Here is a 23,980-nt window from a genome sequence, read left to right as displayed (position 1 = left end):
GAATAAATAAATTGTTCGGTTTATTCGTAAACTCTTTTCTGGAACCATTTATCAGCAAAATTAATTCCAACTTTTACGTTGAAGAAATTCTGTTGGATAAGATTGTTTTCTAACGTTCCTCTTCTACCAAATTCTAATCCTAAATCTATACCGCTCATTCTTACCGCATTTGATTTTTCGAAAGGTAAAGTAAGACCAGCAGTGATTCCGTATTGGTTAATATTGGTTCCGTTGACGCTAAGATTTCCTTTTTCATAGAAAGCACCATATCTATAAACTACACGGTTAAAATAGCTTCTGAAGTCATTATAATTTGGTAAATACCAACCACCTGCAGAAATTCTATAAGAATCTTGGTAAGTGAAAGGCTGTCCTAAAAACATTGTAGTAGAACCTTTTTTGTAATCGATTTGAGCAGAAGCGAACCATTTTGCATCATGACCATAACCAATCCCTAAAGAAGCTTCTGAAGGAATAAGATTTTTGTCTTCGCTGGTTTTCTTTTCTATTTCGGTAACGTTTAATTTTTGGTCTAGATAATAGTAATAAGTGCTGTTTAAGAACTGAGTTTTTACATTACCAGTGGTTCCAAAAGTATAAGTTGCACCTAAAGTAAGTTTCTTATCGTTTTTAAATTTTTTCTGATAGGTAGAACCTAAGGTAAAGTTGAAGGTTTTAATTCTATTAGATGTTTCAAAACCATTAATCAGTTCAGCATTAGAATAAGCCAATTCTTCAACATCTGATAATTTTCCGAAGTAGAAATTACTTCTTAAACCTACTGCAAATTCTTTGTTGACTTGATAACCGAAAGCTGCTTGAATAGTACTTAGTGTACCTTCACCATAAAAGCGATTTGCTTTTACAGTACTGTCTGCAAGGATTTTAGAAGTGATAATGTCATATCTTTTAGAACTATACGGTTGATAACCAAATCCAAATTTCAATTTTTTAGAAATAGGGAAAGCTATAGAGATGTTAGAAAGATAATTAGAATGTTTGTTAGCGCTTAATCCATTAAAATCTGATTTTAAAGATTGGTTCTCATTAGTCATTTGAACCCTGAAAGAAGTAAGCTCTAGATTGGTGTTTGCAGCTGGGTTTTTAAAGTTAAAACTGTTATTGAAATCCCAAATGTAAGCAGTGTTTATGCCGCCCATTGAACTGGTTTCTACTGAGTTGTCATATTTTACTTCGCCGATACCAAATGCTGCATAAGGAGAATTACCTAAACTTTGCGCTTCTACACTTAAACCAACAGCAATGAAAGGTAAAAGAAAAATTCTTTTTATCATTATCTTTTTTAATTAATGCGCAAATATCTTAATTATTACTGAAACGTGAAAGTTAATAAGCGTTAAATTTCACAGGATTAAAGACGAATTTATCAGAAAATTCATTGAATTTAACTCAAAATTGAAAAAACTTGTAGCATCTGTCTTTTCACTTTCCACCAAATTCTTATCTTTGAAACTATGAATTGGGAAGAAATTGTAGGACAAAAAAAAGTTATAGAAACGCTTAAAGATGCCATAGATAAAGAAAGAGTAGGACATGCTCAGTTATTTATTGGTGAAGAAGGTTTCGGCGTTTTACCATTAGCTCTGGCTTATGCTAAAGAAATTCTCAAAAGAGAAAATGAACATGCTGCTTCTAAAGTAGAGCATCTTAATCACTTAGATTTACATTTTAGTTTTCCCGTTTTTACAGAAAAAAACAATTCTTTGAGTCAAAGATTGTTTGAGGATTTCAGAAATATGATTATAGAAAATCCTTACGCTTCCATTAATGATTGGAATGAAGTGTTAGACGCTCAAAACAAGCAATTGTTTATTTCTGCTGATGAAGTAGACGCGCTGAATCAGAAATTTGCGCTAAAAAGTTTCGAAGGAGGAACTAAAATTCTCATTGTTTGGCGAGCTGATAAAATGAATGTAACAGCAGCCAATAAATTTTTAAAATTTCTAGAAGAGCCACCTAAAAAGACCATTATTTTGCTTCTTGCAAAAAAAATAGACACCATTTTACCAACTATTTTATCAAGATGTCAAGCGATAGAAGTGCCTAGAATAGATGACGAAAGTCTAGAACAAGGAATCAAAAATCAATTTGATGTTTCCGAAGAAAAAATAAAAGAAGTGATTCACCAAGCGCAAGGAAATTACAATACTGCGCTACAATTGCTTCAAAATGATTCTGCGAATGAAGAATTTGAAGAACTTTTTATCGATTGGGTGAGAAATGCTTTCATGGCGAAAAAGAAACCAGAAGTTTTGAGAAATATCGTTTTGTGGGGAAGAAATATCGCTTCTTGGAATAGAGAAAAACAGAAAAATTTCTTAGATTTTTGTTCTGAGATGTTCAGGTTAGCATTATTGCAAAATTATGATGCAGAACATTTAGTTTACAAACGTTTATCTAAAAACGGATTCAATTGGGAAGCGTTCACCAATTTTATTCATGGAGCTAATATTGTAGATATTTTAGAAGAAATCTCCGATGCTGATTTGCATCTTTATAGAAATGCAAATGCCAAAATTGTTTGGACAGATTTAGGCATAAAATTAACCAGATACATTCACCGAAGTGCATAAAAAAATCCCGAAAATGGACTGCCCCCAAAAAGTTAGACACTTTTTAGGGGCATTTTTTATGGGGAAAAGTAAATATTCAGTAGACTTTAAATTAAAAGCTATAAAGAGATATCACAAAGGGGATATTGGAACAGACGATTTAGGAAAACGCATTGGAGTTTGTGGTTCCTTGGTTCGTAAATGGATAAAATTTTATGAACTTTATGGAGTTTCAGGACTTGTTCGGCTTTCCAATACGCATTACACAAAAGATTTTAAATTAAAGATTTTATCAGTAATTGAGAAAGAGAATTTAAGTTTAAAAGAAGCGTCGAGAAGGTTTAATATTCCTGCGGAGTCCAGTATTCTTAGTTGGCAGCGTAATTATAAAAAAAATGGTATTTTAGGTTTAGAAAACAGACCCAGAGGAAGACCTAAAACCATGAGTAATTACAAGCGAAAAAAAAAGAAAACAGGCAAACCCTTAACAAGGGAGGAAGAACTGTTGGAGAGGATTTATTATTTAGAAGCCGAGAACGCCATTTTAAAAAAGTTAGAAGCCTTAATTCAGGAAAGGAAAAATCCAAAGCCATCGAAGAGTTAAGGCAGGACTTTGATTTAGCAGTACTGCTGAATTGTACATCGATGGCAAGAAGCAGTTTTTATTACTATCGAAAACGCTTTCAAATGAAAGATAAATATGCGGAAATAAAAGAAATGATTAAGCAGATTTATCATCGTCACAAAGGAAGGTTGGGCTATAGAAGAATTACTTTGCTTTTGAAAGAAAAAGGAATTTTGATTAATCACAAAACTGTTTTACGACTTATGAAAATATTAGGTTTAAAGAGTATTATCCGAGTGAAGAAATATAAATCTTACAAGGGAGAGCAAGGGAAAATTGCGCCCAATGTTCTACAGAGGAATTTCAAATCGGACACTCCTAATCAGAAATGGGCAACCGATGTTACAGAGTTTAATGTATCGGGTAATAAACTTTATCTATCTCCAATCATCGATTTATTTAATGGTGAAATTGTCAGTTTTGACTTATCTGAAAGACCTGTGTTTAGCCAAATCATCAGAATGCTAAAGAAATCATTCAGAAAAGTAAAATCTACACAAAACATCATTCTACATTCTGATCAAGGTTGGCAATATCAAATGAAACATTACCAAAACTTGTTAAAAGAAAAAGGTATTATTCAAAGTATGTCCCGAAAAGGAAACTGTTTGGACAATGCGGTGATAGAAAACTTTTTTGGAACGATAAAATCAGAAATGTTTTATGCCAGAAAGTTTGGTTCCATTCAGGAACTTAAGATGGAAATAGTGAAGTACATTCACTATTACAACAATGATAGAATAAGACTCAATCTCAAAGGAAAGAGTCCGGTACAGTACCGAACTCTTTCCTTTGAAAATATTGTTTAATTTTGTCTAAACTTTTGGGTGCAGTCTAAATTTTCGGGATTTTATTTTTACTAAGCTGCTTTTTCCTTTTTAGCAGCACAACAAGATTTTTTGTCTTTGTTGGCTTCAGCTTTACAGTCTTTTTTGTCTTTAGAAGCGCATTCTTTCTTTTCTTTTGCGCTACATTCTTTTTTATCTTTTGCTGCGCAACAAGATTTTTTCGGTGTTTCTTGAGCCATTCCTAATGTAAATACTGATATGGCTAATACGGCGATGATTCTTTTCATATGGTTTAATATTTAGTTCATCAAAAGTAATAAAAATTATAATATCTAACATTTTACATTGATAAAATAAATCAATCAATCGTTTGATTGATTTCTAAATTTGCTTACATTTGCGCCTTCAAAAATCAAAATAATGGAACATTCTACGGATAAAAAAATTCTCTATACTGCAGAAAAACTGTTTGCAGAAAAGGGTTTTGACGCTACTTCTACCAGAGATATTGCAAAATCTGCAGGAGTAAATGTCTCGATGATTTCTTATTATTTCGGGTCAAAAGAAAAACTTTTCGAGGAAATTTTTAAAGTGAGAATGAAAGAAGGACAATCTTTTGCCTATGAAATTTTAGAAAATCCGCAGCTCAATGAATGGGAAAAACTTATTAAAATTATAGGAAATTACATTAATCGTGTGAAGACTTTGCCAGAATTTTATTCTATTCTTCAATCGGTTTATAATATCAATAATAGCGGAAACGAACAGATTTTAAGTTTTCTAAGAACTTCTAAAATAGGTTATATCAAAATTTACCAAAGAATTCTAGAAGAAGGTTGCGAAAGTGGTGTTTTTACCAAAAAGCCGGATTTGTTTTTTCTCCATTCTGTGATTGTAGGAACAGTTTTTTATTCTAAACAAGGCATGAATTTGTATAGAGAACTTTCTGGAAATCAATCAGATGAATATTATAATATTTATTACGACAATCTTACCCAAAATTTAACCATATTATTAAAAGACCTTTTAGGTTATGAACAAAAAAATTAGAAACATCTTTGGGATTTTACTTTTTAGCATGAGTATTTCCCAGATTTCGAGCCAAGAAACGAGAGCGATTTCTCTGAATGAAGCGGTAAAACTCGGAATCGAAAATAGTAAAAATCTAAAAATAGATGCTGCTAAAATAGAAGAAAGTACAGCGCAATTGCTGGAAGCAAAGAACAATCAGCTTCCTAGCCTGAAATTGGGAGCTACTTATTTACATCTTTTCAGCCCAAATGTTAATCTTAAAACAGAAAGTGCGGGTGCTGCAAATAGTTTGAAAATTAATGATGTAATGTACGCTTCTGCCAATCTTTCTTATCCTATTTATGCAGGTGGAAGAATAAAATACGGAATTCAGTCTGCTGAATATTTGGTAGAAGCTTCTAAATTATCTGCAGAAAATGACAAGGAAGCCATTGCTTATAATATTTCTCAGGCTTACAATAGTTTGTTCAAAGCATCTCAAATCATCAAGGTTTTAGAAGAAAATCTTTCGGCTTCACAGAAAAGAGACGAAACATTTTTGAAATTAGAAAATAACGGTTTGATGGCAAGAAATGACCGATTGAAAGCTCAGTTGCAAACGTCTAATATTGAACTTCAGCTTTTAGATGCACAAAATAATTACAGCATTGCCAATATTAATATGGACTTGCTTTTAGGTTTACCCGAAACTACAATTCTAAAAGTAGATGAAGATTACATTAATGAAATTTCTGAAAATCAGCCTGTTTCTTATTACTTAAGTCAAGCGTTACAACACAGAAAAGATTTACAAGCACTCGATTATCAGAGAAAAGCAGCAAACTTAGGAACCAAAGCTGCAAAAGCTGAAAATTTACCAAGTTTGGCAATTACAGGTGGTTATGTTGCGGCAGATATTCCAGGATTTGTAACCATTACTAATGCAATTAATATAGGATTGGGTGTTTCTTATAACTTAGACAATCTTTGGAAGAAAAATTCTTCTTTGCTGAAATCTCAAGCCAGAGAAAAGCAATTAGAAGCCAATAACGAACTTCTGAATGACCATATAAAAATAGAAATCAATAAGGATTTCCAGAATTCTAATTTGGCCAAAAAGAAAATAGAAGTTTATGAGCGAGCATTAGAACAAGCGACAGAAAATTACAGAATTACCAAAAATAAATATGATAATGGCTTAGCAAATATTACCGATTTGCTAGAAGCAGATGCAGCTTTGGTAGGTGCTAAAGTAAATGTAATCAATTCTAGAGCAGATGCAGCATTAGCATACAAAAAACTATTACAAACCTCAGGAATTCTTAATCAATAATCAAACTCAAATTTAGATATAAACATTATTATAAAATGGAAAATCAAACAAAAAATAAAAAAAGTCCAGTTTTTGGGATTATTTTAACCATCGTTATTGTGGTAGGTGCTATTTATGGTTACAAAAAATGGTCTTATAGCAATGCTCACGAAGAAACAGATGATGCACAAATTGCATCTAATGTAAGTCCTGTGATTTCTAAAATTTCTGGTTATGTAGCAGAAGTAAGAGTAAAAGACAATCAGTTTGTGAAAAAAGGTGATACCTTAATTATCCTTGAAAACAAAGACCAATTAATGACTTTACAACAAGCTGAAGCTGCGCTAGGAACTGCTAAAAGCAATCTAAATACCGCTCAAGCTGGTACGGCAGCAGCAAATAAAAGCATCAGTACATCAAACGCAGCAGTGGCTACTGCAAATGCACAAATTGAAGCAGCGAAAGTAAACGTTTGGAAAACTACCCAAGATTTGAAACGTTATGAAAATCTAGTGAAAGACCATTCCATTACGCAACAACAATATGACCAAGTTTTGGCAGCGAAACAAGCAGCAGATAAGCAATTGCAAATTTTGGTAGAACAAAGAAATCAAGCGGCTCAGCAAACAGGTTATGTGTCTTCTCAATCAGAAGCAACTTCTCAACAAATTGGCGTAGCAAGTTCTATGATTAAACAAAGAGAAGTAGATGTACAAAATGCTAAATTAAATCTTTCTTATACTGTAATTACTGCTAAACAAGATGGTTATGTTTCTAAAATTCCAGTACAGGTAGGTCAGTTTTTACAAGCAGGAGCACAGTTATTCAGCATTGTTTTAAATAATGACAAATGGATTGTGGCAAATTTTAAAGAAACACAATTAAACAAAATGGTAGAAGGTCAAAAAGTAGAAATTAAAATAGATGCATTCCCAGATGATGAGTTCGAAGGAGTGGTAAGTTCTATTTCGCCAGCTACTGGTTCTACTTTTTCTCTACTTCCTCCAGATAATGCAAGTGGAAACTTCGTAAAAGTAGTTCAAAGAGTTCCTGTGAAAATCACTTTTAAGGATTTAAAACCTGAAGTTGCCAAAAAATTAAGAGCTGGAATGAATGTATTAGTAGACGTAGAAGTAAAATAGAAAAAAGTAAATGAGAAAAGTTTAGAATGGAATAAATTCTAAACGAAACTCAAAACTTGAAATAAAAATTTATGCAAGATTCATTAGTAGAATATGGTGCAAGACGAGTGATTATTACCATCACTGCCATTCTCTGTGCATTGCTAGAGATTGTAGACACTACCATAGTAAATGTAGCGCTGAACGAGATGAAAGGAAATCTGGGCGCTACACTTTCTGAGGTTGGTTGGGTAATTACCGCTTATGCGATAGGTAACGTAATTATAGTGCCTATGACGAGTTGGCTTTCGCAACAATTCGGGAGAAGAAATTATTTTGCGGCTTCTATTGTGATATTTACGGTTTTCTCATTTTTATGTGGAAATGCGAGTAATATTTGGGAACTCGTTATTTTTAGATTATTACAAGGAATAGGAGGTGGTGCACTTTTGGTAACTTCTCAAACGATTATTACAGAGTCTTATCCCATCGAAAAAAGAAGTATGGCACAAGCTATTTATGGTTTGGGTGTTATAATTGGACCTACATTAGGTCCGCCATTGGGAGGTTATATCGTAGATAATTTCAGTTGGCCATATATATTTTATATCAATATTCCTATTGGGATTGTAGCGACTTTGCTTACGCTTCAGTTTGTGAGAAGTCCTAAATATGCTGAGAAAAAATCTGCAAGTGATGTAGATTGGTTAGGGATATTCTTGTTGGCAATAACGGTAGGTTCTTTACAATATATTTTAGAAAGAGGTCATGAAGACGATTGGTTCGAAAGCAAAGTAATTCTTTCCCTTACTTTGATTTCTTTCTTTGGACTCATCTTTTTTATCTGGCGAGAATTAACCTACAAATATCCAATTGTAGAACTTAGAGTTCTTAAAAACGGAAATCTTAGAATCGGAACTGTTATGTCCTTTATTTTAGGCTTTGGTTTATACGGTTCTACTTTTATTATTCCGCTTTATACACAGAGTATTTTAGGTTGGACAGCTTTACAATCAGGTGCTTTGATGATTCCCGCGGCATTAACCACCGCTTTTATGATGCCAATAATAGGTCGATTACTAACCAGAGGAGCGAAACAGCAAGTTTTAGTAGCTTTAGGATTGTTTATCTTTTTCATTTATAGTTTTTGGGGATATAAATTATTAACTCCAGATACAGGAAAAGACGCCTTCTTTTGGATGCTTATTGTGAGAGGAGCAGGTTTAGGATTGTTATTTATTCCTATTACTTCACTTTCATTAAGTACATTAAAAGGAGCTCAAATTGGTCAAGGCGCCGCTTTTACAGGGATGATGAGACAGTTGGGAGGTTCTTTTGGTGTAGCTGCAATTACCACTTTTATTGCTAATCAAAATATGTTTTACAGAAGTGATTTGGTATCGAAGTTAGATGTCAATAGTTTGCAGGTTCAACAAAGAATTGCGGCGCTAAAAGCTAATTTTATTGCCAAAGGAATGACGCCTGATCAAGCGCTCGCTTCGGCGTATAAAATTTTAGATTTTTCTGTAATGAAACAAGCTACGGTGCTTTCTTATATGGATGTTTTCCTCTATTTAGGAATTATGTTCCTTATTTGTATTCCTTTTATTTTATTCATTAAAGAAAGAAAAGGAGGCAGAACCATAGATCCAAGTGAAGCCATGCACTAAAAATAAAAAAGACATCAAATTTTTGATGTCTTTTTTTTACCATTTTTTTCTTCTTACATATATAAAGGTGATAATCACGATGATTCCCATCAAACCTAATGTAGCAAAGTAGCCATAAGGTTTTGTAATTTCTGGCATATACTCGAAATTCATTCCATAAACTCCTGCAATAAAAGTAATAGGCAAGAAATAAACCGAATAAATGGCGAGCATTTTCATGACCTGATTGGCTTTTTGGTCAGAGAGTGCCAGAAACATGCTCATTAAGTTATTGGTTTGCAAATGCAAATGGTCAAAATCACTGATGGCATCTTTATAACTGTCTTTCAAGTCCTTTATTTCTACAGAATCTAGAGGTAGTTTTTCAAAAGAACTCACCCAATCTGATGAAAGATTCAGCACTTTTAGATTGAGTCCAACTTTTCTTTTGAAACGATAAAGTCTTTTTAGTTGTGCAGAATTAGAAACGTTTTTTAGAAAAACTTCGTTTTCCATTTTATCTAATTGGTCTAGAAGAATCTCGTTTTCATGTTCAAAGGAAATAAATATTTTTTGTCCTAAATGAAGCGCTAATTGATAAGGAGTTTTAAAATTTTCTGGGTGAATGGCTATTTCTTTCAATAGAGATTTTATCGCATCGTTTTCTATTCTATGTACCGTAAGAATGAGATTGTCTTTTAAGAAAATTCCTAATTTGGTACTTACATCACTTATGGTATTGAGGATGAGTCTTTCGGTAGAAGTATTTAATCTGGTCAGGAAAAATTTTAGATTGCCATTGTCTTCGAATTTTGGCAAGTGATTCGGGTCTATACAGTCTTCTAACCAATAGTGATTGATATCATATTTTTTAGAAATTTCGGCAATGTCTTCTTGCTTCATTTCTAAGATATCTATCCATTCATATTCTATGGTTTTGTGAAGTGTACTCTCTGTCATGGTCTAATTGCGTTAATTTTATCAAATGTATAAATTTTTATAAATCTATAAAGACACATGAGTATATAATTATTTACAAAACACCTTAATACATAATATTTATGACTCATGTTAATTATATGTTAAAAATAAAATCTTACTTTTGTACCCCACAAATTTTAAAAACTTTATGATTAAGAGTGTAATAAAAGGATATGGTTATTATGTTCCTGAGAATGTGGTAACTAATGACGATTTGTCTAAGTTGATGACTACTAATGATGAGTGGATAACAGAGAGAACAGGCATCAAAGAACGCCGTCACAGAAAAAATAGAAATGACAGCGAAGAAACGACAGCGTTTTTAGCAAAAAAAGCAGCTGAAAAGGCTTTAGAAAAAGCAAATCTAACGGCTAAAGATTTAGATTTCATCGTTTTTGCAACTTTAAGTCCAGATTATTTTTTCCCAGGAAGTGGTGTTGTTTTACAAGAAATGCTAGGTTGTGATACCATCGGCGCTTTAGATGTAAGAAATCAGTGTTCAGGATTTGTTTATTCTATGAGTGTTTCAGATGCCTTTATCAAAGCGGGAACTTATAAAAATGTATTGGTAGTAGGAGCAGAAGTTCACTCTTTTGGTTTAGATTTTACTGATGATGGTAGAGGTGTTTCTGTAATTTTCGGAGATGGAGCAGGAGCGATTATTCTTTCTGCAAGTGAAGACGAAAACGAAGAAGGTGTTTTAGCAGTAAACATGCACTCAGAAGGAAAATATGCTGAAGAATTAGCAGTTAAATTCCCTGGAACTAAACTAGGATGGATGGATAGAGCGCTTTATGAACCTGAAGCAGTTACTAGACAAGATATGTATCCTGTGATGAATGGGAACTTTGTATTTAAACATGCGGTTACCAGATTCCCAGAAACCATGATGGAAGCCTTAACTAAAGCTGGAAAAACTCCAGAGGATTTAGATATGTTCATTCCGCATCAAGCGAATTTGAGAATTGCACAATTTGTTCAACAAAGATTTGGATTACCAGACGAAAAAATATTTAATAATATTCAAAAATACGGTAACACTACAGCTGCGTCTATTCCTATCGCATTATGTGAAGCTTTAGACCAAGGAAAAATTAAAAAAGGAGATTTAGTACTTCTTTCAGCTTTCGGAAGTGGTTTCACTTGGGGAAGTGTACTTTTTAGATATTAATTTGATTAATCCATGATAATTAAGACCTTTCAGTATTTTCTGAAAGGTTTTTTTTGTAACTAAAGTGACAAAATCGAAAAATAATTACCCTCTTTTTATTAATTTTATATGATATTTATCAAAATTGATAAATGTCAGCAAATAATAAAGGAATTTATTATAAGGTAGTTTGTAATTTTGTTCCAGAAATTATAAGAGAAAAATAACAAATTAATATATTATGGCTACAACAGCAAAAAATGAAAAGTATGTGTATTCCTTCGGTGGTGGTAAAGCCGATGGAAATGAGTCAATGAAGAATCTACTTGGTGGAAAAGGTGCTAACTTAGCAGAAATGGCAGGTCACAAAGATCTTAAACTACCTGTTCCTCCCGGTTTTACCATCACTACAGAAGTATGTACGTATTTCTACGATAATAAAAGACAATATCCTTCTACATTAGAAAAGCAAATAAAAGATGCACTTGCTCAAGTTGAGAAATTAATGGGCAAAAAATTCGGAGACGTTAAAAATCCTTTATTAATGTCTGTACGTTCTGGTGCTAGAAAATCTATGCCAGGAATGATGGATACCGTTCTTAATATTGGTCTTAATGACGAAACTATCCAAGGTCTTATCGCGGAAAGCGGTGACGAAAGATTTGCTTACGATGCTTACAGAAGATTAGTAATGATGTATGCAGACGTAGTAATCGAAAAAGCAGGTGGTATGGAACCAGCAAAAGGTATTGGTATCCGTAAAATCATGGACGAAAGATTAGAAGAAGTTAAAAAAGAAAAAGGCGTAGAATTAGATACTGATCTTTCTGCTGATGATCTTAAAAAATTAGTAAAAGAATTTAAAGCTTTAACTAAAAAACACCTAAAACAAGACTTCCCTGAAACTCCTTGGGATCAATTAATGGGAGGTGTAGGTGCTGTATTCGCTTCTTGGAACGGAAAACGTGCAATTGAGTACAGAAGAATCGAAAGAATTCCAGATGAATGGGGAACTGCTGTAAACGTACAAGCTATGGTATTCGGTAACATGGGTAATGACTCTTGTACAGGTGTAGCTTTCACTAGAAACCCAGGAAACGGTGAAAATAAATTCTATGGAGAATATTTAGTAAATGCTCAAGGAGAAGACGTAGTAGCAGGTATCAGAACTCCAGCTCCTATCAATCAATATTCTAAAAATGACCACAGTAAAAATTTAACTACTTTAGAGAAATTCATGCCAGAGCAATACAAAGAGCTTGATGAAATTCAACAAAGATTAGAAAAACACTACAAAGACATGCAAGATATAGAATTTACCATCGAAAAAGGTAAACTATACATGCTACAATGTAGAGTGGGTAAAAGAAATGGTGTAGCTGCAGTAAAAATGGCAGCTGATATGTACAAAGAAGGAATGATTGATGCAGAAACTGCAATCCTTAGAGTAAATCCTAATCAGTTGGTAGAATTATTATTACCAATGTTCGACCCAGACATCGAAAAAACTCATAAAGTAATTGCTAAAGGTTTACCTGCTGGTCCTGGTGGTGCTGTAGGTAGAGTAGTATTCTCTTCAGAAGATGCTGTAGAATGGGCTTCTAAAGGAGAAAAAGTAATCCTAGTAAGAGAAGAGACTTCTCCAGAAGATGTAGATGGTATGCACAAATCTGAAGCAATTCTTACTACAAAAGGTGGTATGACTTCTCACGCAGCTTTAGTAGCTAGAGGTTGGGGTAAATGTTGTATCGTAGGATGTAGCGAAATCTCTATCCACGATAAAGAAAAATATTTTGTAACCAAAGACGGTAAAAAAATAAAAGAAGGAGATTGGGTATCTCTAAACGGTAGTAAAGGAACAGTTTACGAAGGTTCTTTACCATTAATTGATGTAGATTTAAATAAAAATCAAGCTTACAAACAATTAATGACTTTAGTAGACAAGCATAAAACAATGGGCGTAAGAACCAATGCTGATACTCCTAAAGATGCAGAACAAGCAACTTATTTTGGAGCAGAAGGTATCGGATTATTCAGAACAGAGCACATGTTCTACGGTGAAGGTAGTGATAAACCATTATTCTTATTAAGAAAAATGATCATGAGTGACACCGAACAAGAACGTAAATCAGCACTTAATGAATTATTCACTTTCGTGAAGAGAGACATTAAAGCTACATTAGAAGTAATGAAAGGAAATCCAGTAACCATCAGATTACTAGACCCACCATTACACGAATTCGTACCTCACGATAAAGCAAAATTACAAGAGCTATCTAAAGAGTTAGGTGTAAGTATGAGCATCTTAAACAGAAGAATTCTTGCATTACACGAAAACAACCCAATGCTTGGTCACAGAGGTGTACGTTTAGGAGTTTCTTACCCAGAAATTACCGAAATGCAAGTAAGAGCAATCTTCGAAGCAGCTGCAGAATTACAAAAAGAAGGCGTAAAAGCATTCCCAGAAATTATGATTCCTGTAACTTGCGGTAGACACGAACTTTCTCACCAAAAAGCAATCGTAGATAAAGTGTACGATGAAACTTTAGAGAAATTAGGAGTTAAAAAAATTCCTTACCTATACGGAACCATGATTGAAATTCCTAGAGCAGCACTTAAAGCAGATTCTATGGCAATGGTAGCAGACTTCTTCAGTTTTGGTACTAATGACTTAACTCAAATGTCTTTCGGTTTCTCTAGAGATGATATCGGTGGATTCTTACCTAAATATTTAGACCTTAAATTATTACCTGGAGACCCATTCGTATCTATTGACCAATCTGGTGTAGGCGAATTAATTAAAATCGGTGTAGAAAGAGGTAGAAAAACAAAACCAAACCTTAAAGTAGGTATTTGTGGTGAGCACGGTGGTGATGCAGAATCAGTGAAATTCTGTCATTCTATCGGTATGAATTATGTAAGTTGTTCTCCATTTAGAGTTCCTATCGCTAGATTAGCTGCTGCACAAGCTGCAATCGAAGATAAAAAATATGTGAAAACTTCATAACAATATTTATAATTAACAATGATAAGCCGCGTAGAATTTTCTATGCGGCTTCTCTTTTTACTAAATTTAAGAAACATTTAACCTCCTAAAACTTTGTACTCTCGTTTACTTGCAGTAAATTAGTGTGTTTATTTAACATTCCTAAAAACACTAAAATCACCATGACTTACCAAGTAGTACCTCATTCTCTTTTTTCTGAATTTGATATCCATCTTTTCCGTGAAGGAAAACACTTTAAACTCTACGAAAAAATGGGTTCTCATAAAGTAGAAATAGACGGTAAAACAGGAATCTATTTTGCGGTTTGGGCTCCTAATGCTAAACAAGTTTCCGTAATTGGAGATTTCAATAATTGGGATTCTAGAGTTTCTGAACTCAAAATCCGTTGGGATGGTTCTGGGATTTGGGAAGGCTTTATAGAAGGCTTAGATTTTGGTGTGATTTACAAATATGGCATTCAAACATATAGCGGTGCTTATTTAGAAAAAGGCGATCCTTATGCTTTAAAGTGGCAACAAACCATTCAAGCGGCTTCTATTGTAGATACTACTTTCTACGAATGGAAAGACCAAGAATGGATGAAAAACCGCCATCAAAAAAATTCTTTAGAATCTCCTATTTCGGTTTATGAAGTTCACTTGGCTTCTTGGATGAGAGGAACAGATGATCCTAACCGTTTTTTCACGTACAGGGAAATTGCAGAAAGACTAGTTCCTTATGTCAAAGAAATGAATTTTACACATGTAGAATTTATGCCTGTGATGGAATATCCTTTCGATCCAAGTTGGGGTTACCAAATTACTGGTTTCTACGCAGCGAGTTCTCGTTTTGGAACGCCACAAGATTTAATGTATTTAATAGAAGAATTGCACAAAAATGAAATTGGCGTAATTCTCGATTGGGTTCCTTCCCATTTTCCGGGAGATGCGAATGGTTTACATTATTTTGATGGAAGTTTTCTCTACGAACATGAAGACCCAAGAAAAGGATTTCACCCCGATTGGAAATCTCATATTTTCAACTACGGAAGAAACGAAGTAAAATCTTTCCTGATTTCCAATGCTTGTTTTTGGCTTGATAGATATCATGCAGATGGTTTACGTGTAGATGCAGTGCGTTCTATGCTAGAATTAGATTATTCTAGAGCAGATGGAGAATGGGAGCCAAATAAATATGGAGACAACAGAAATCTAGAAGCGATTGATTTCATCAAAGAGATGAATACAATTGTGTACAGAGAATTTCCAGATATACAAACGATTGCAGAAGACAGCAGTGATTTTCCTAAAGTTACCAAACCTATTTATGATGACGGATTAGGTTTCGGAATGAAATGGATGATGGGCTGGATGCATGATACCTTAGATTATTTCGAAGAAGACCCTATTGCTAGAAAATATCATCATCATAAACTTACTTTCAGTACCATGTACATGAATAATGAAAACTACATGTTGCCATTATCTCATGACGAAGTAGTACACGGAAAAAGCAGTTTGATTTTTAAAATGCAGGGTGATGAATGGCAAAAACATGCCAATTTAAGAGCATTGTATACCTATATGTACACGCATCCAGGTAATAAATTGCTTTTCATGGGTGGTGAATTTGGGCAAACTCACGAATGGGATTTTAGCCAAAGTTTAGATTGGCATCTTCTACAATATCCAATACATCAAGGATTGCAGAATTTTGTAAAAAATTTGAATACGGTTTTCAAATCCGAAAAAGCACTTTACGAAAATAATTTTAATCCATACGGTTTTGAATGGATTGAAGCCGATGATGCAGATAATTCTATCTATGTTTTTCTAAGAAAAGGAAAATCTGAAGATGAGGTGCTCATGTCTGTATTGAATCTTACTCCTAGAACTTTCGATTATAAAATTGGGATAGAAGAAGGAACAAAATGGGAAGTGATTCTCAATTCAGATGCTCCAGAATTTGGAGGAAGTGGAGTAGTTCCAGAAATCAAATGGTACGAAGAAACTCCATGGAATAATAAATCCAATTCTATGATTGTTACTTTGCCTCCGCTTTCAGGAATTATTTTAAAGCAAACGGAGAAAACTAAAAAGAACCAAGCAAAAAGCAAATAATAACTTATAATTTATAACTCATAACTCAAACTTAAGATGAAAGTTTTCCATTTAAGCGTAGAATGTTTTCCGGTAGCTAAAGTAGGCGGTTTAGCAGATGTAGTAGGTGCGCTTCCTAAATACCAAACCAAAATGGGAATTGATGCCAAAGTAGTAATGCCTTGGTATAATAAACCATTTGTAAACGAAAACGAATTCGAAGTAGTTTTTGATGGCTTTATTCATCAGATACATCACATGTACCAAGTTTTGGTCATGAAAGAAAAACATAATGTTTTAGGATACGAATTGTATTTGGTGAAAATTCCAGGATTGTTAGATAGAGATCAAGTCTATGGTTATTTTGATGAAAGTCAACAATTTATCGCATTTCAGCATGCGGTTTTGCATTGGCTTTCTGCAATGGAAATTCGTCCGGATGTCTTGCATTGTCATGATTATCATACCGGATTAGTTCCGTTTATGGTAGAGTATTGTCAGGATTTTGATTTTTTAAAAGGTGTAAAAACCGTAGGAACCATTCATAATGGGGAATATCAAGGAACGATGGATTGGCAAATGTCTAATTATATGCCACGTTTTGACGCTTGGAAATGGGGGTTGCTCGATTGGAACGGAAGAATTAATCCTTTGGCAACTATGATTAAGTGTTGTCATGAATTTACTGCGGTTTCTCAAGGTTATATGCATGAGTTGTTTGAAGATGCGCAAGGTTTGCAAGATTTAATTAGACAAGAACACAGAAAAGCACATGGAATCATCAATGGAATAGATACAGAAGTATGGAATCCTATGACGGATATAATGCTCAACGATCATTATTCTAAAGAGAACTTTGAAGAAGGAAAAGAAAAAAATAAAAAATGGCTTTGTGAAGAATATGGTTTGAATCCAGAACTTCCGCTTTTTGCTTTTATTGGAAGATTTGCTGGCGAAAAAGGAGCAGATATGTTACCAGATATTGTAAGAAGAAGCATTTCTGAAACCGAAGGTGCTTTAAATATTCTCATTTTAGGTTCTGGAAACCCACAAATAGAAAATACACTGAAACAACTTCAAGAGGAATTTCATGTAAATTTTGCGATGGATTTAGGATACAAAGAAGCTTTGTCGCACAAGATTTACGCAGGTGCAGATTTCTTATTGATGCCTTCTCGAGTAGAACCTTGTGGATTGAATCAAATGTATGCCATGAGATACGGAACTATCCCAATTGTACGTTATACAGGTGGGTTAAAAGATACCGTAACAGACATTTCTTCAGGAGGTTATGGTTTAAATTATACCTTCCCGGGAACTGATGATGCTGTACATGCCATCAAAAGAGCACTGTATTTATATGATGATAAAGAAGAAATGCAAAATTTACGAAAAACAATAATGAATTTGGACTTTTCTTGGCAGAAATCTGCTGAAAATTATGTAAATTTATATCGTAAAAAATGATTTATAAGAAGTTCTTTTTTTTAATAAATTTAATATTTTCAATTTTAGTATTTTCTCAAAAAATTACTGATGCGAATTATTGTACCATAAAAAATGTTTCTTTAAATGATTGATTATCGAAATATTTATGTGTAAAATTTCTTCCTAATAATAAGTATGAAGAATTTTTTTCGATGGATGTTAGAATTATTATTTCAGGTGATTATAAATTGCAGAAAGATTTTCTTATTTTGAAGGAAAATGAAAAAGATAGTACAGTTTTTAAAATTTTAAAGATTGATAATTCAAAATTGATATTGAAAACTAATAAAAAAAGAATTGTACTTTATAGACAAAATTAAAATAAAACCACAAAATATATGAAACCAAGTGTTATATCTATTGTATTAGGAGGAGGTAGAGGTAGTAGGTTATTTCCTCTTACAGATAAGCGTTCTAAGCCCGCAGTTCCCATCGCAGGGAAATACAGATTAGTAGACATTCCTATTTCTAATTGCCTTAATTCTGGTTTTAATAGAATTATGGTGCTCACACAGTTTAATTCGGCATCGCTTAATTCTCATATCAAAAACACCTATCACTTTGATATTTTTAGCAAAGGTTTTGTAGATATTTTAGCAGCTGAACAAAGCACAGATAACGAAAATTGGTATCAAGGAACAGCAGACGCAGTAAGACAATCTATGCGTCATTTAGACAAATATGATTATGATTACATTCTCATTCTTTCTGGTGACCAATTGTACCAAATGGATTTCAAAGAAATGATAGATTTCCACATCGAAAAAGGCGGAGATATCACCATTGCTACCATTCCTGTAAACAGTAAAGATGCTACTGGTTTTGGAATTTTAAAAGCCAATGACGAAAACCAAATCACCTCTTTCATAGAAAAACCATCTACAGACGTTTTACCAGATTGGACTTCTGAGGTTTCGGATGATATGAAACAACAAGGTAGAGATTACCTTGCTTCTATGGGAATTTATGTGTTTAATAAAAAGGTCTTGAGAAAGATGTTTGAGGAAGACAAAGGAGATGACTTTGGCAAAGACCTCATTCCAAATGCAATTAATAACGGATATAATACGCTAAGTTACCAATACGAAGGTTATTGGACAGATATAGGAACCATCGGTTCTTTCTTCGAAGCGAATATGGATTTAACCAATGAATTGCCAAAATTCAATATGTTTAGCAATTCACCAATTTATACAAGACCAAGAATGTTGCCGCCTTCTAAAATCAATGGTTCTTTTGTGAATAAAGCCATTTTTGCAGACGGATGTATTATTATGGCAGATAAAATTGAGCATTCACTCATTGGGAACAGAACCAGAATAGAAAAAGGAAGTACCGTCATTCGTTCTTATATCATGGGAGCAGATTACTACCAAAATTCTGAAGACATGGCAGAAAATGAAGCTAAAGGCATTCCAAACATCGGGGTAGGTAAATTCTGTTACATAGAAAATGCTATTTTAGATAAAAATTGTCATATTGGGAATAACGTAAGAATTATCGGTAGCAAGCATCTACCAGATGGAGATTTCAAAACCCATTCTATAAAAGACGGAATAATCGTGGTGAAAAAAGATGCCATCATAAAAGATGGAACAGTGATACCATAGAGTTTTTTTATTTTTAGGAAATCGGGCTTGTAATTTTTTTGCAAGCCCGATTTTTAATTCTAAATTTGCTCAACTAAAAATTAAACAAATGAAAAAAATCAAATTTTTATTCACCGTAATGGCTGTGTTCTTTATGAGCCAAGTTGTTTCTGCGCAAACCAGCGAATGGAAAGAAAAAACAGAATTTCATAAAGTGATGAGCCAAACATTTCATCCCGCTGAAGAAGGAAATTTTGCACCGATTAAAAGCAGAATAGATGAAATGGAAACCAAAGCAGTTGCTTTCAAAAACTCAGAAATTCCAGCAGATTTCGGTAATAAAGATGCCATTAAAAAATCTTTGAAAAAATTAGTGAAAGAAACGAAAGCTTTCAATAAAAAAATTAAGTCTGGAGCATCAGATGAAGCCCTTAAAAATGATTTTATGGCTCTTCATGATACATTTCACACCATTGTAGGTCTTTGCAAAGCAGAAGACGAGCACGAACATTAATCTATAATTATATGTAATGAGTAATCTGCAAAAGATACAATTTGCTGGTTACTCATTATTTTTTAACCTATATTATGCGTTGGTATAAATTTGTAATTTATATAAGTATCTTTTTGTTTTCGGTGTATGCCGTTTCTATGCTTTTTGTAGAAGAAAGCAAAAGTTTTACTGTTGAAAAAGAAATTAATTATCCTATAGATAAGGTTTTTCCTCAGTTCAATAATTTGCAGAATTTCACGCAATGGAATGAATTTTTTGTTTCAAAAGAAGATTACACTTTCGCATTTTATACACCTTATGAAGGACAAGGCTCTTCTTTGAATTATCAGAACAAGAAAAATGAATCTGATTATGGAGATTTCTTCATTCGTTATGAGAATCCTTTTTCTACGCTAAAATATCAATTGTTCGAAGGGAAAAACGTTAATCCATACAGTATTAATGTAAAATTTGTTCCGCAAGGAAATAAAACCAAAGTCATTTGGTTTGTTCACACGCCTAGATTGCCGTTCTTGAAACGTTCGCTTAATCTGCTTTCAGAAGATTTTGTAGCAGGAAATATAGACCAATCTATGGTAAATCTATCTCAACTCTTGAGTGGAAAAGTAGACAAAGAAATTTTACTTTCTAAAATTAAATATGATACACTCATGGTCGAAAAACAAGACGGCCAATTGCTTTTGGGAATTAATGTTTCGAGTGTGAATAAAAAAGGAGATTTAATTAAAAATATAGAACTGAATCACAATAAAGTCATCAGTTTGGTAACCAAAGATTTAGGTAAAAAGGAAGATGAATTTGGAGTTCCTGTTTTAATTACAGAGCCAGGAAGTTATAAAGACAAAGAGGTTTCTTATTTCTATGGAGTTCCCGTGAAAAAAAGAGAAGGACTTTCTGATAATAATTTCAATTTCCGCACTTTGAATGCTTCAGAAAACTATATTATGTATTACAAAGGGAGATATGAAAATAGAATAAAAGTGATTGCTCAACTCCTGCAAAAAGCTCAAAAAGACAGCATGAGAAATGGTCAGTTACAAGAAACTTTCATAGAAGCTCCGAATGCAAAAAAAGAAGTCACTATAAAAATTTCTTTGCCGGTCTACAAATAGTTCAAAATTCTCATTTTTAACTACTTTTTAACAAATTTTAATTTTATTTAACGATTTTTTAGATTGCATAGATTTTTATTATGTAAGCTATACCTTTTTACCATCTTTTTAAGTTCCTCAATTCGCTTTTTTTTAGTAATTTTGCATAAACTATACTTCTAACAAAGAAAAAGGCGGAAAATGGACAGATTTTCATTTCTAAATGCAGCACATTCTCAATTTATTGAAGATTTATATCAACAATATTTAAAGTACCCAGATTCTATAGAACCTTCGTGGAAATCATTTTTCCAAGGTTTTGATTTTGCACTAGCAAATTATAGTGATGATGAGGTTTCTATTACCCAATTAGCTTCTAATGTAGTCGCTACAGGGAATATTCCAGAAAACATTGAAAAAGAATTCAAGGTAATCAATTTAATTAATGATTACAAAAGACGTGGTCACTTGTTTACCAAGACCAATCCAGTACGTGAACGTAGAACATATTCTCCAGATTTATCAATAGAGAATTTTGGTTTATCTAAAGCAGATTTACAGACCAAATTTAATTCTGCTACAGAAGCTGGACTAAATGGTGCAGCTACACTTCAAGAAATCATCAATCATCTAGAAAAAGTATATTGTGATTCTATCGGGGTAGAATATATGCACATTCAAAGTGTAGAAGAGAAAAAATTCATCAGAGAATGGATTAATGTGAATGAAAATCACCCAACTCTTTCTGCAGCTGAGAAAAAAGAGATTTTACATAAATTAAATCAAGCAGTAGCTTTCGAAAACTACTTGCACACGAAATTCGTAGGTCAAAAACGTTTCTCTCTAGAAGGTGGAGAATCATTAATTCCTGCGCTAGACCAATTGATTTCTCGTTCTTCTATTCATGGAGTAGATGAGGTAATTCTTGGGATGGCTCACAGAGGTAGATTAAATGTTTTAACCAATATTTTCCAGAAATCTTACAAGCAGATTTTCTCAGAATTCGAAGGAAAAGAATTTGAAGAAGATGTATTCTCTGGTGATGTAAAATATCACTTGGGTTCATCTAAAAAAATAACTACAGCAGCTGGTGAAGAAGTAAGAATTAACTTAGTTCCTAACCCGTCTCACTTAGAAACCGTAGCTTCTTTGGTTGGCGGAATTTCTAGAGCTAAAATAGACCATACTTACCAAGGTAATGCTAAAAAAGTATTGCCAATTGTTATCCATGGTGATGCTGCAATCGCAGGACAAGGAATTGTGTACGAAGTAGCACAAATGATGACGCTAGAAGGTTATAAAACTGGTGGAACAGTTCACATTGTAGTGAATAACCAAGTTGGTTTTACCACTAACTATTTAGATGCTCGTTCTTCTATTTACTGTACAGATATTGCTAAAGTGACTGATTCTCCAGTAATGCATGTAAATGCAGACGATGTAGAAGCAGTAGTTCACGCCATTAGATTTGCAGCAGATTACAGAGCACAGTTTGGTAAAGATGTATACATAGATTTATTAGGTTATAGAAAATATGGTCATAACGAAGGTGATGAACCAAGATTTACCCAACCTAGTTTGTATAAAACCATTTCTAAACACCCTAATCCAAGAGAAATTTACAAGAAAAAACTCGTAGAAGAAGGAGTGGTTTCAGATGCTGTAATGTCTGAAATGGAAAAAGAATTTAAAAATTTACTAGACCAAAACTTTGATGAAGCTAAGGAAATCGAAAGAAATACGATGGCTATTTTCATGGAAGAGGACTGGAAAAATTATGCTTTATTAGGAAAACTTCAGCAAGTTTTAGAAAATTATAATACCACTTATGATGTAGAAAAGCTAAGAGAATTAGCTGTTAAAATTTCTACATTACCAGCAGATAAAAAATTCATCAATAAAATTTCTAGATTATTCGATGCCAGAGTAAAAATGGTAGAAAATAATGCACTAGATTGGGCAATGGGTGAATTATTAGCGTATGGAACGCTTCTTACAGAAGGCAGCACCATTAGAATTTCTGGGGAAGACGTAGAAAGAGGTACTTTCTCTCATAGACATGCTGTTGTAAAAACAGAAGATAATGAAGAAGAATACGTTCCATTAAAACAAGTTTCTGATAACAAATTTGATATTTACAACTCTCACCTTTCTGAATACGGTGTGTTAGGTTTTGACTACGGTTATGCGATGGCCTCTCCTAATACTTTGACGATTTGGGAAGCGCAATTTGGAGATTTTGTAAATGGTGCTCAAATTGTTATTGACCAATATTTAGTTGCAGCAGAAGAAAAATGGAAAATTCAGAACGGTTTGGTAATGCTTTTACCTCACGGTTTCGAAGGACAAGGTGCAGAACACTCTTCAGCAAGATTAGAAAGATTCCTGAACTTATGTGCAAACGGAAACATTATTGTAGCGAATTGTACTACACCTGCCAATTATTTCCACTTGTTAAGACGCCAACAAAAATTCCCGTTCAGAAAACCGTTAGTGGTAATGACGCCTAAATCATTGCTTCGTCATCCAAGAGTAATTTCTACGGTTGAAGAATTAGCAAACGGAAGTTTCCAACCGGTAATTGATGATGCCACAACTCAACCAGAAAAAGTAGAAAAATTAGTTTTCTGCTCTGGTAAATTGTACTATGAATTATTGGCTAAGAAAGAAGAATTAAATGATGACAAAGTTGCTTTGGTAAGAATCGAACAATTATATCCATTGAATCCAGAAATTATTCAAGGTATTTTCGATAAATATTCTAACAGAAAAGAATTTGTTTGGGCACAAGAAGAGCCAGAAAATATGGGCGCTTGGACATATATGTTGCGTAATTTCCGTAACGAAAACATTCAAGTAATCGCTCCTGTTGCAAGCGGAACTCCAGCTCCTGGTACTCATAAAAAATTCGAGAAAAACCAAAAAGGAGTTATCAATAGGGTTTTCGGAGTAGCAGAAGAAAATGTAGATTTGGTAAGACCTATTACCACGGTAAATGACTAA

Annotated in this window: 17 protein-coding genes; 14 read left to right on the top strand and 3 right to left on the bottom strand. The window is 33.5% G+C overall.

The features are described from left to right. Positions 1-20: 20 nt before the first annotated feature. A complete protein-coding gene (gene bamG, locus KKQ79_RS06740; RefSeq protein WP_430982100.1) occupies positions 21-1,292 on the bottom strand; it encodes a BamG family beta-barrel-assembly machinery protein in 1,272 nt (423 codons plus the stop codon). A 183-nt stretch (positions 1,293-1,475) separates the two neighbouring features. Between bamG and KKQ79_RS06735 the strand changes: the two genes are divergently transcribed. Then, positions 1,476-2,594: a DNA polymerase III subunit gene (locus KKQ79_RS06735; protein WP_213189481.1), complete on the top strand. Its 1,119-nt coding sequence runs from the start codon at positions 1,476-1,478 to the stop codon at positions 2,592-2,594. Between the two features lie 58 nt (positions 2,595-2,652). Further along, positions 2,653-4,007, top strand: a protein-coding gene (locus KKQ79_RS06730) for an IS3 family transposase (protein ID WP_213190695.1) whose coding sequence is annotated in 2 segments (ribosomal slippage) — positions 2,653-3,127 and positions 3,127-4,007 — 1,356 coding nt in all. Because the reading frame shifts where the segments join, the coding sequence is not laid out codon by codon here. Between the two features lie 50 nt (positions 4,008-4,057). Here the strand turns inward: KKQ79_RS06730 and KKQ79_RS06725 are convergent. Then, positions 4,058-4,273: a hypothetical protein gene (locus KKQ79_RS06725; protein ID WP_069797345.1), complete on the bottom strand. Its 216-nt coding sequence runs from the start codon at positions 4,271-4,273 to the stop codon at positions 4,058-4,060. Positions 4,274-4,406: 133 nt separating this feature from the next. Between KKQ79_RS06725 and KKQ79_RS13910 the strand changes: the two genes are divergently transcribed. The 4 genes from KKQ79_RS13910 (at position 4,407) to KKQ79_RS06705 (ending at position 9,100) form a co-directional block, all read left to right on the top strand. Continuing rightward, entirely contained in the window at positions 4,407-5,036 is a 630-nt protein-coding gene (locus tag KKQ79_RS13910; RefSeq protein ID WP_213189480.1) for a TetR/AcrR family transcriptional regulator, read from the top strand. Next, on the top strand, positions 5,020-6,330 hold the full coding sequence (locus KKQ79_RS06715; protein WP_213189479.1) for a TolC family protein: 1,311 nt from the start codon (positions 5,020-5,022) through the stop codon (positions 6,328-6,330). Before KKQ79_RS13910 ends, KKQ79_RS06715 begins: the two co-directional genes overlap by 17 nt. A gap of 35 nt (positions 6,331-6,365) precedes the next feature. Then, positions 6,366-7,451 (top strand): HlyD family secretion protein, encoded by a 1,086-nt coding sequence (locus tag KKQ79_RS06710; RefSeq protein WP_213189478.1) that lies wholly within the window; start codon positions 6,366-6,368, stop codon positions 7,449-7,451. Between the two features lie 71 nt (positions 7,452-7,522). After that, positions 7,523-9,100, top strand: a complete 1,578-nt coding sequence (locus KKQ79_RS06705; protein WP_213189477.1) for a DHA2 family efflux MFS transporter permease subunit — start codon at positions 7,523-7,525, stop codon at positions 9,098-9,100. Between the two features lie 36 nt (positions 9,101-9,136). Here KKQ79_RS06705 and KKQ79_RS06700 read toward each other — a convergent pair whose 3' ends face one another. After that, positions 9,137-10,039, bottom strand: coding sequence for a CorA family divalent cation transporter (locus KKQ79_RS06700; RefSeq protein WP_213189476.1), 903 nt, complete (start codon positions 10,037-10,039; stop codon positions 9,137-9,139). 169 nt (positions 10,040-10,208) lie between these two features. On the opposite strand from KKQ79_RS06700, the gene KKQ79_RS06695 reads away from it, so the two are divergent. From KKQ79_RS06695 to KKQ79_RS06660, 8 genes are all read left to right on the top strand, one after another. Further along, entirely contained in the window at positions 10,209-11,231 is a 1,023-nt protein-coding gene (locus KKQ79_RS06695; protein ID WP_213189475.1) for a 3-oxoacyl-ACP synthase III family protein, read from the top strand. A gap of 220 nt (positions 11,232-11,451) precedes the next feature. After that, a complete protein-coding gene (gene ppdK / locus KKQ79_RS06690; protein ID WP_213189474.1) occupies positions 11,452-14,217 on the top strand; it encodes a pyruvate, phosphate dikinase in 2,766 nt (921 codons plus the stop codon). Positions 14,218-14,378: 161 nt separating this feature from the next. After that, entirely contained in the window at positions 14,379-16,316 is a 1,938-nt protein-coding gene (glgB, locus tag KKQ79_RS06685; protein ID WP_213189473.1) for a 1,4-alpha-glucan branching protein GlgB, read from the top strand. Between the two features lie 36 nt (positions 16,317-16,352). Then, entirely contained in the window at positions 16,353-17,762 is a 1,410-nt protein-coding gene (locus KKQ79_RS06680) for a glycogen synthase (protein WP_213189472.1), read from the top strand. A gap of 359 nt (positions 17,763-18,121) precedes the next feature. After that, positions 18,122-19,393: a glucose-1-phosphate adenylyltransferase gene (locus KKQ79_RS06675; protein WP_213189471.1), complete on the top strand. Its 1,272-nt coding sequence runs from the start codon at positions 18,122-18,124 to the stop codon at positions 19,391-19,393. An 88-nt stretch (positions 19,394-19,481) separates the two neighbouring features. Beyond that, the gene (locus KKQ79_RS06670; RefSeq protein WP_069797331.1) at positions 19,482-19,886 is read left to right on the top strand and encodes a hypothetical protein; all 405 of its coding nucleotides are present in this window, start codon (positions 19,482-19,484) and stop codon (positions 19,884-19,886) included. A 74-nt stretch (positions 19,887-19,960) separates the two neighbouring features. Continuing rightward, complete coding sequence (locus tag KKQ79_RS06665) at positions 19,961-20,998, top strand: SRPBCC family protein (protein ID WP_213189470.1); 1,038 nt, start codon at positions 19,961-19,963, stop codon at positions 20,996-20,998. 180 nt (positions 20,999-21,178) lie between these two features. Next, positions 21,179-23,980: a 2-oxoglutarate dehydrogenase E1 component gene (locus tag KKQ79_RS06660; protein ID WP_213189469.1), complete on the top strand. Its 2,802-nt coding sequence runs from the start codon at positions 21,179-21,181 to the stop codon at positions 23,978-23,980.

The organism is Cloacibacterium caeni, assembly GCF_907163125.1.
In the GTDB taxonomy this organism is placed as follows: domain Bacteria; phylum Bacteroidota; class Bacteroidia; order Flavobacteriales; family Weeksellaceae; genus Cloacibacterium; species Cloacibacterium caeni_B.
The sequence above is the reverse complement of the archived record's forward strand: the minus strand, read 5'-3'. Positions and strand labels throughout refer to the sequence as shown.

Bases quoted from the DNA above. Each gene is read 5' to 3' on its own strand.
- KKQ79_RS06665 (WP_213189470.1), top strand. From the start codon at position 19,961: ATGCGTTGGTATAAATTTGTAATTTATATAAGTATCTTTTTGTTTTCG.
- KKQ79_RS06660 (WP_213189469.1), top strand. From the start codon at position 21,179: ATGGACAGATTTTCATTTCTAAATGCAGCACATTCTCAATTTATTGAA.
- KKQ79_RS06675 (WP_213189471.1), top strand. From the start codon at position 18,122: ATGAAACCAAGTGTTATATCTATTGTATTAGGAGGAGGTAGAGGTAGT.
- KKQ79_RS06695 (WP_213189475.1), top strand. From the start codon at position 10,209: ATGATTAAGAGTGTAATAAAAGGATATGGTTATTATGTTCCTGAGAAT.
- KKQ79_RS06700 (WP_213189476.1), bottom strand. From the start codon at position 10,039: ATGACAGAGAGTACACTTCACAAAACCATAGAATATGAATGGATAGAT.
- KKQ79_RS06725 (WP_069797345.1), bottom strand. From the start codon at position 4,273: ATGAAAAGAATCATCGCCGTATTAGCCATATCAGTATTTACATTAGGA.
- KKQ79_RS06735 (WP_213189481.1), top strand. From the start codon at position 1,476: ATGAATTGGGAAGAAATTGTAGGACAAAAAAAAGTTATAGAAACGCTT.
- KKQ79_RS06705 (WP_213189477.1), top strand. From the start codon at position 7,523: ATGCAAGATTCATTAGTAGAATATGGTGCAAGACGAGTGATTATTACC.
- KKQ79_RS06715 (WP_213189479.1), top strand. From the start codon at position 5,020: ATGAACAAAAAAATTAGAAACATCTTTGGGATTTTACTTTTTAGCATG.
- glgB (WP_213189473.1), top strand. From the start codon at position 14,379: ATGACTTACCAAGTAGTACCTCATTCTCTTTTTTCTGAATTTGATATC.
- KKQ79_RS06680 (WP_213189472.1), top strand. From the start codon at position 16,353: ATGAAAGTTTTCCATTTAAGCGTAGAATGTTTTCCGGTAGCTAAAGTA.
- ppdK (WP_213189474.1), top strand. From the start codon at position 11,452: ATGGCTACAACAGCAAAAAATGAAAAGTATGTGTATTCCTTCGGTGGT.
- KKQ79_RS06710 (WP_213189478.1), top strand. From the start codon at position 6,366: ATGGAAAATCAAACAAAAAATAAAAAAAGTCCAGTTTTTGGGATTATT.
- KKQ79_RS06670 (WP_069797331.1), top strand. From the start codon at position 19,482: ATGAAAAAAATCAAATTTTTATTCACCGTAATGGCTGTGTTCTTTATG.
- KKQ79_RS13910 (WP_213189480.1), top strand. From the start codon at position 4,407: ATGGAACATTCTACGGATAAAAAAATTCTCTATACTGCAGAAAAACTG.